This is a genomic window from Streptomyces sp. NPDC057854 (assembly GCF_042797055.1).
Lineage (GTDB): Bacteria > Actinomycetota > Actinomycetes > Streptomycetales > Streptomycetaceae > Streptomyces.
On record NZ_JBHVMF010000052.1, the window covers coordinates 1 to 6,259 of the forward strand.

A 6,259-nucleotide genomic window follows, 5' to 3' on the forward strand; every position below is an offset into this window, starting at 1 on the left:
GGCTGAGCGAGGACCCGGGCAAGCTCGGGCCGGTCCTCGCGGCGCCCGGAGGCCTTCTCCACGACGACGTCGCGCACGTCGACGCCGCCGGCGCCGGTGAGCGCGTCGACCTGGGCGTTGAGGTTCTGCGCCGTAGTCGAGACCCGGGCGTACCCGTAGGTGTGTGCCATGGCGGCGACGGTAGCGAAACCCCCCGGGTCGCGTTCTGCGACACCAGGGGTTTCCGGACACTAGTTCTGCGACATGTTCTCTCGGCGTGTCGCGGCGGCGGTCGCGGTGTCCGAAAAACGGTGGCGGTCTCAACCGATCAACGCGCCACGAGGGTGGATGATGCGTGGTCGTGGAGGTCGGGATGGGTGTGGTGACGTCGCTGCCAGCGGCAGTACAGGACGTGGTGTGGAAGGCGTGGCGCGAGGGCGAGTCCCTCCGGCGGATCGCCGATCGGGCCGGCCTCCAGGAGCACCACGTGCGCCGATACCTGCTGCGCCACGGCGGAGTGCGGCCCTCGCTACCGAGACGGTCCCCACGGCACCTGAGCCCAGGTGAGCGGGAGGAAATCTCGCGCGGGATCGCCGCTGGTCTCTCTGCCCGGGCGATCGCCGAAGGGCTGGGTCGATCGGCGTCGACGGTCTCGCGCGAAATCGCCCGCAACGGCGGGCGCGCCGACTACCGTGCGACGCGAGCCGACGAGCGCGCCCGCGTCGAAGCCAGACGCCCACGGGCGCCACGCCTCGCAAGCGACCAGCGGCTCCGGGCGACGGTGCTCTCGCGGCTCGAGCTGGATTGGTCCCCACAGCAGATCGCGGCGTGGCTCCGCCGTGAACATCCCGATGAGCCTGGCATGTGGGTCTCGCACGAGACGATCTACCGCGCCGTGTACCTGCCGGCGTCGCGGAACCTGCCGGAGAGCACGTACCGGCGACTGCGGTCCGGTCGCACGATGCGACGGCCCCGGCTGGTGAAGCGTTCGCACGGGCGCGGGCACCTGCGCGACATGGTCTCGATCCACCACCGCCCCGCCACCGTGATCGACCGGATCGAGCCCGGCCACTAGGAAGGCGACCTCGTGATGGGCAAGCGCCCGAGCGCGGTCGCGACGCTCGTCGAGCGCACCACCCGATACCTGAAGATCGTGCCGCTGCCGGATGGGATCAAGGCCAAGGACGTCAGCATCGCCGTGGCCCGTGCACAGTTCAACGTGCCTCCGGGCATGTGCAAGTCCCTGACGTGGGACCGCGGTCGCGAGATGGCCGACCACGCCTTTCTCAGCGCGCTCATCGACGCACCGGTGTACTTCTGCGACCCACGCAGCCCGTGGCAGCGCGGCACCAACGAGAACACCAACCGCCTCCTGCGCCAGTACCTCCCACGCCGCACCAATCTCGCCGTGACGACCGGCGATGACCTCGACCGGATCCAGAAGCTGCTCAACCAGCGACCGCGTCGCGTGCTGGACTGGGCGTCGCCCGACGAGCTGTTCTGGACGACGTCGCGACGACTCAGACTCAAGCCCGGCCAGACCGAGACGGCGGCACCCGGGCGCGTACCCCTGCTCGCGTCGCGAGGGTGATGCTGCCACACTCGAAGGTTGATCCCACCGGAACAGCCCCGGACGCACTGGGGAGCCTGACCCGGTTTCCCGGACAGGTTCTGTTGGTTGATCATGCCGCGAGGTCGGCGGCGGTGTGAAGGGTTTCGAACTCGGTGGGGCTGCGGTAGCCGAGTCCGGAGTGTCGGCGCACGGGGTTGTAGAAGCCTTCGATCCACTCGAAGATCGCGGACGCGAGTTCGGTGCGCGTGGCCCATGGCTGCTGGCGGTCGAGGAGTTCGCGCTGCATGGTCGACCAGAACGACTCGATCATCGAGTTGTCCACGCTCGAGGCCACCCGGCCCATCGATCCGAGCAGCCCGGCCTCGCGCAGACGGTGACCGAAGATCCACGAGGTGTACTGACTGCCCCTATCGGCGTGGACGATGGTCCCCGGGGCAGGGCGGCGTCTCCAGCGGGCCATCTCGAGCGCGTCGACGACAAGCTCGGAGCGCATGTGGTCGGCGATCGACCAGCCCACGACCTGGCGGGTGAACACGTCCAGGACCGCGCAGCAGTACACCCGCCCTTCGCTGGTGGGGTGCTCGGTGATGTCGGTGCACCACAGCCGATCCGGGCCGCTGGCGGTGAAGTCGCGGCGCACCAGGTCTTCGTGCGGCGCCGGTGCCGGACGGTGGCCTCGGCGTTTGCGTCGGTGACACACCCCGACCAGACCCGCGTCGCGCATCAGGCGTGCTACGCGCTTGCGCCCGCACCGGATCCCCAGCCCCAACCGGAGCTCGGCATGCACCCGCGGGGCACCGTAGGTCGCCCGCGACGCCTGGTGGATCCGGGTGATCGTCGCGGCCAGCGCCTCGTCGCAGACCGCCCGCGCCGAAGGCGCGCGCTGGTCGGCTTCGTAGAAGCCTGAGCGAGAGATGCCCAGCACCCGGCACGTCACCGCGACGGGCACCCCGTCGCCGGCGAGCTCGCGAACGAGCCGGGCACTCATTTTGGGAGCACGTTCTCCCGGGCGAAGTATGCCGACGCCCGCTTGAGGATCTCGTTCTCCATCTCCAGCACCCGAGTCCGACGACGCAGCTCGACCAGCTCCTTGCGCTCCTCGGACGTCAGGCCCTCGCGCCGACCCGCGTCGACATCGTCCTGGGCCATCCACCGCCGCAGGCACGACTCGCTGATCCCCAGATCCTTCGCGACCTGCCGCACCGGCGCATCACCGCGCCGGGCCAGGTCCACCGCTCTGCGCCGGAACTCCGGCGGCTTGGCTGCAGGCATCACGGACTCCTCTCCCGAGGCGATCATCGCCTCAGATCAGGTGTCCGGGAAAGCGGGTCAGGCTCCGGTCGTGGACGAGGTGCGCCGCCGGGTCCAGCAGGACACCACCGGCCACCGTGGACGCAAGGGCGACCCCCTGTTCGCCATCCAGACCATCCTGCGCGCCGGCGCCGAGAACCTCACGGCCAAGCAGCAGGCCCGCCTGGCCCGGGCGATTAGAACCGACGAGGCGCACGAGGAGGTGTTCGTCGCCTGGCAGTGCGCCCAGCAACTACGAGCCGCCTACCGGGCCCGAGACCTTACCGAGGGCAGAGCGCTGGCCGAGAAGGTCATCGCCTCGTTCCACACCTGCCCCATCGGCGAAGTCGCGCGCCTCGGCCGGACCCTGCGCACATGGCGCACCGCGTTCCTGCCTACTTCACCACCGGGCGCTCGTCAAACGGCGGCACCGAAGCCATGAACGGCATCATCGAACTCCACCGCCGCCTCGCCCGCGGCTACCGCAACCGCGACAACTACCGCCTCCGCATGCTCCTCGCTGGCGGAGGACTCACCCCGTGATCCCCACCGGATCGGCGAAGAGCCCCATTGTGTAACGTTTCGATGAACAGGCTTGCGCGACAGGCGACACGATGCGATTGTTCGTGGCGAGCGGGGGACGGACCCCCGGAATCAGGGGGCAATGTTTGATGAACGGCCTTTGGCGAAGTGCGACCGCGGTTTCCGCCCTGTTCGCGATGGCAGCAATTGGTGGTGCGGCCAGCTCCTCGCCACGCGAGGTTCCGAGATCCGAAGGGCTCGCATCAACTCTGTTGGACGAGTCGCAATGCCCAGAAATCGGGGCAGTTGTCGACGTCGATGATCTCGCCGGCTCTGCCAGTCTTGAGTGCGACCACTCTGGGAGTAGCGTAATTTTTCCTGACGGCCGCTCCATGTTGATCCCTGACGAGGGCGTGCAAGTGATCGCTTCGGCCGCGACTGTGGAAGGCGAAGGCACGGTGTCGGATATCGTTGTGGAGAATCTTGGCGCAAGCGGTGTTGTTGCAGCCAAGATCGATTCCCACGGCGCCGACGGGGAGACGGTCGAAGCGTGGGGCCCCGATGCGGCCCAGGAGGACATGCTTCAAGATCTCACGACCACCACCGGCAATACGGGGGGTCCCTACACGAGCTGCAACGACGGGCTCTGGTCCCAGTCGGGCGCGCAGCGGGGACGGACGTACTCTTGGCGTTACAACGAGGCAGTTAGCTACGACGGGCTGTTCCCGGGGGTGCGCCGCGGAGGGGACGTTCTGACAAATGTCGTCAACGATTGCGGGTTCAACACGGCGCGGGTCGATCTGACAAGTTCGTACCTCGGCACGACGACCGCGGGTGCGAATATCTATGGGAACGCGACTTGTGCTCCGCGTGACGGCCAGAACACGCAGAACTTCGGTGTCCTGCCGTCGAACGTCCTCGGCGTTGCGTGCCGATGGACAAGCAGCACAGGCACACCTCTCGAGGCCGACATCGCGTATAACTCCACCAAGAAGTGGCACGCAGGGCAGGGCGCTTGCCCGGCGCAGCACTATCGCCTCAACGCGGTAGCCGCGCACGAGTTCGGCCATGTGTACGCTCTCGGACACGCCGGGACGTCCAACAACCTAATGCGGCAATCATTCTCAACCTGCTCGAAGGACGCCCGTGTTGGGTATGGCGACTTCATCGGACTCGATTATCTGTACTGAGAGGCTCTGCAGTGAATCAGAGAACCTGGAAGACCCCGAGCTTCTCCACAAGAACGCTCGCCCCTGCTGCCCTCTTGGTCGCAACCTTGGCCCTCTCTTCGTGCGCGCCAGATAAGGTGTGGCGCGATCCGCCGCTCACAGAGGAAGCAACCGATTGTCCGGCGTTGGGCGAACTTCAGCCCGAGGAGTTGGACGATCATCCGGGATGCAACTTGCAGGGTGTCACAGTCAGCGTCGGGGAGGTCGGCGGGGCCGTGGTTCCAGCAACGGGAGAAACCGTCGCTTCGGAGGCATACGGCGCTGATGGCTCCGTGAAAGGGTTCGAACTCACCAACTATGGGATCGACGGCGTTCTCTTGACTGTTCATGGAACGGCGGGTAGCGAAACGTGGGGCCCGAAGAGTGCTCTCGAGCGGGCCGCCGAGGAGGTCTCAACAAGTTAGCCTGAGTTCCACGCTGCCTACGACCGCGCCCCGCCCTTCACACATTCGAAGGGGGGTCGCGCTGGGGGCCTTCTGGTCGCTGCGGGGGTCGACATTGTCGTGCTGGTCCCCGCGTGGCCCCGGTTGCCCCGAGCACGCGGACCACTATGCTCCGGCGTCGGATCGCCGCGCGGGTGCGGCGCAATATGAGAGGCACGCCCATGACCACGACCCTGCGCGCCGCGCTGTCGGTCCTCCTCCTCGTCGGGTTCTACGTCCTCGCGCTCGGCGCCGTCGTCGGCCTCGGCGCCGCGACCGTGTGGGCGTTCTCGGAGCACGCCGGAGCCGGCGCCGCGAAGCTCGGTTTCGTCACCGTGGTCGTCGCGGTCGGCCTCGTCGTCGCGCTCGTGCGGGTCGCGCGGGCAGAGAAGCAGGGACCGGGCGGCGTGGTGCTCGCGGAGGCCGACGCGCCGGAGCTGTGGGCGACGGTCCGCGAGCTCGCGCAGGCCGCGCACACCCGCGCTCCCGACGAGATCCGGCTGGTCGCCGACGTCAACGCCGCCGTCAGCGAGGACACGCGCCTGCTCGGGCTCGTCGGCGGGACGCGCCGCCTGTACCTCGGCGTCCCGCTGCTGCAGGGCCTGTCCGCCGCGCAGCTCCGGTCGGTCCTCGCGCACGAGCTCGGCCACTACTCGCGTTCGCACACGCGCCTCGGGCCGCTCGCCTACCGGGGTCGCGAGGCGATCATGGCGACGGTCGGGCAGCTCCAGGGGAACGTCGTCGGCTGGCTGCTCAAGCAGTACGCGAAGCTCTACGTCCTCGTCTCGGCAGCGGTCAGCCGGCGCCAGGAGCTCGAGGCGGACGAGCTGTCCGTGCGCGTCGCGGGTCGCGCGACCGCCCAGGCGGCGCTGCGCGAGGTCCCGGTGATCGACGCCGCGTGGGGCTTCTACACGAGCCAGTACGTCGGGCTCGGCTGGGAGCACGGCCTCGCCCCGACGCCGGCGGGCGTCTTCGGCGGCTTCGACGAGCTCCTGCGGGGCCGGGCGGGCGACCTCGCCGAGCTCCGGTCCGACGACGCGCCGTCCGAGCAGTCCGCGTGGGACACGCACCCGTCGATCGCACGGCGCGTCGCCGCGATGGACGGCATGCCCGACGGCGGAGTGGCCACGACGGACGAGCGTCCTGCCGCCGCCCTCGTCCCCGGCTTTGCCACCTGGTCCGAGCGCGTCGCGGTCGAGGAGGTCGCGTTCGGCACGCGTGCCCAGCTCCCGTGGGACGCGCTC

Annotated in this window: 6 protein-coding genes and 2 pseudogenes; 5 read left to right on the forward strand and 3 right to left on the reverse strand. The window is 68.9% G+C overall.

Translation table 11 applies throughout. From position 1 onward, the window contains the following. Positions 1-170 (reverse strand): recombinase family protein (locus ACFVQZ_RS36285; RefSeq protein ID WP_383629164.1); only part of this gene is annotated, 170 nt, incomplete at its 3' end. Between the two features lie 182 nt (positions 171-352). Between ACFVQZ_RS36285 and ACFVQZ_RS36290 the strand changes: the two are divergent. Further along, positions 353-1,570, forward strand: a pseudogene (locus ACFVQZ_RS36290) (IS30 family transposase). Between the two features lie 91 nt (positions 1,571-1,661). Here ACFVQZ_RS36290 and ACFVQZ_RS36295 read toward each other — a convergent pair. Both ACFVQZ_RS36295 and ACFVQZ_RS36300 read right to left on the reverse strand, forming a co-directional pair. Next, the gene (locus tag ACFVQZ_RS36295) at positions 1,662-2,540 is read right to left on the reverse strand and encodes an IS3 family transposase (protein ID WP_378234866.1); all 879 of its coding nucleotides are present in this window, start codon (positions 2,538-2,540) and stop codon (positions 1,662-1,664) included. Next, the gene (locus tag ACFVQZ_RS36300; protein WP_378234865.1) at positions 2,537-2,824 is read right to left on the reverse strand and encodes a transposase; all 288 of its coding nucleotides are present in this window, start codon (positions 2,822-2,824) and stop codon (positions 2,537-2,539) included. Before ACFVQZ_RS36300 ends, ACFVQZ_RS36295 begins: the two co-directional genes overlap by 4 nt. Before the next feature lie 79 nt (positions 2,825-2,903). Between ACFVQZ_RS36300 and ACFVQZ_RS36305 the strand changes: the two are divergent. The 4 genes and pseudogenes from ACFVQZ_RS36305 to ACFVQZ_RS36320 all read left to right on the forward strand — a co-directional run. Beyond that, positions 2,904-3,385: pseudogene (locus ACFVQZ_RS36305) on the forward strand (transposase). 371 nt (positions 3,386-3,756) lie between these two features. Beyond that, positions 3,757-4,554, forward strand: a complete 798-nt coding sequence (locus ACFVQZ_RS36310; RefSeq protein ID WP_378234298.1) for a matrixin family metalloprotease — start codon at positions 3,757-3,759, stop codon at positions 4,552-4,554. Positions 4,555-4,718: 164 nt separating this feature from the next. Next, positions 4,719-4,997 (forward strand): hypothetical protein, encoded by a 279-nt coding sequence (locus tag ACFVQZ_RS36315; RefSeq protein WP_383629160.1) that lies wholly within the window; start codon positions 4,719-4,721, stop codon positions 4,995-4,997. A gap of 200 nt (positions 4,998-5,197) precedes the next feature. After that, positions 5,198-6,259: M48 family metallopeptidase (locus ACFVQZ_RS36320; RefSeq protein WP_383629162.1), on the forward strand; the 1,062-nt coding region annotated here is incomplete at its 3' end.

Bases quoted from the DNA above. Each gene is read 5' to 3' on its own strand.
- ACFVQZ_RS36295 (WP_378234866.1), bottom strand. From the start codon at position 2,540: ATGAGTGCCCGGCTCGTTCGCGAGCTCGCCGGCGACGGGGTGCCCGTC.
- ACFVQZ_RS36300 (WP_378234865.1), bottom strand. From the start codon at position 2,824: ATGCCTGCAGCCAAGCCGCCGGAGTTCCGGCGCAGAGCGGTGGACCTG.
- ACFVQZ_RS36310 (WP_378234298.1), top strand. From the start codon at position 3,757: ATGTTGATCCCTGACGAGGGCGTGCAAGTGATCGCTTCGGCCGCGACT.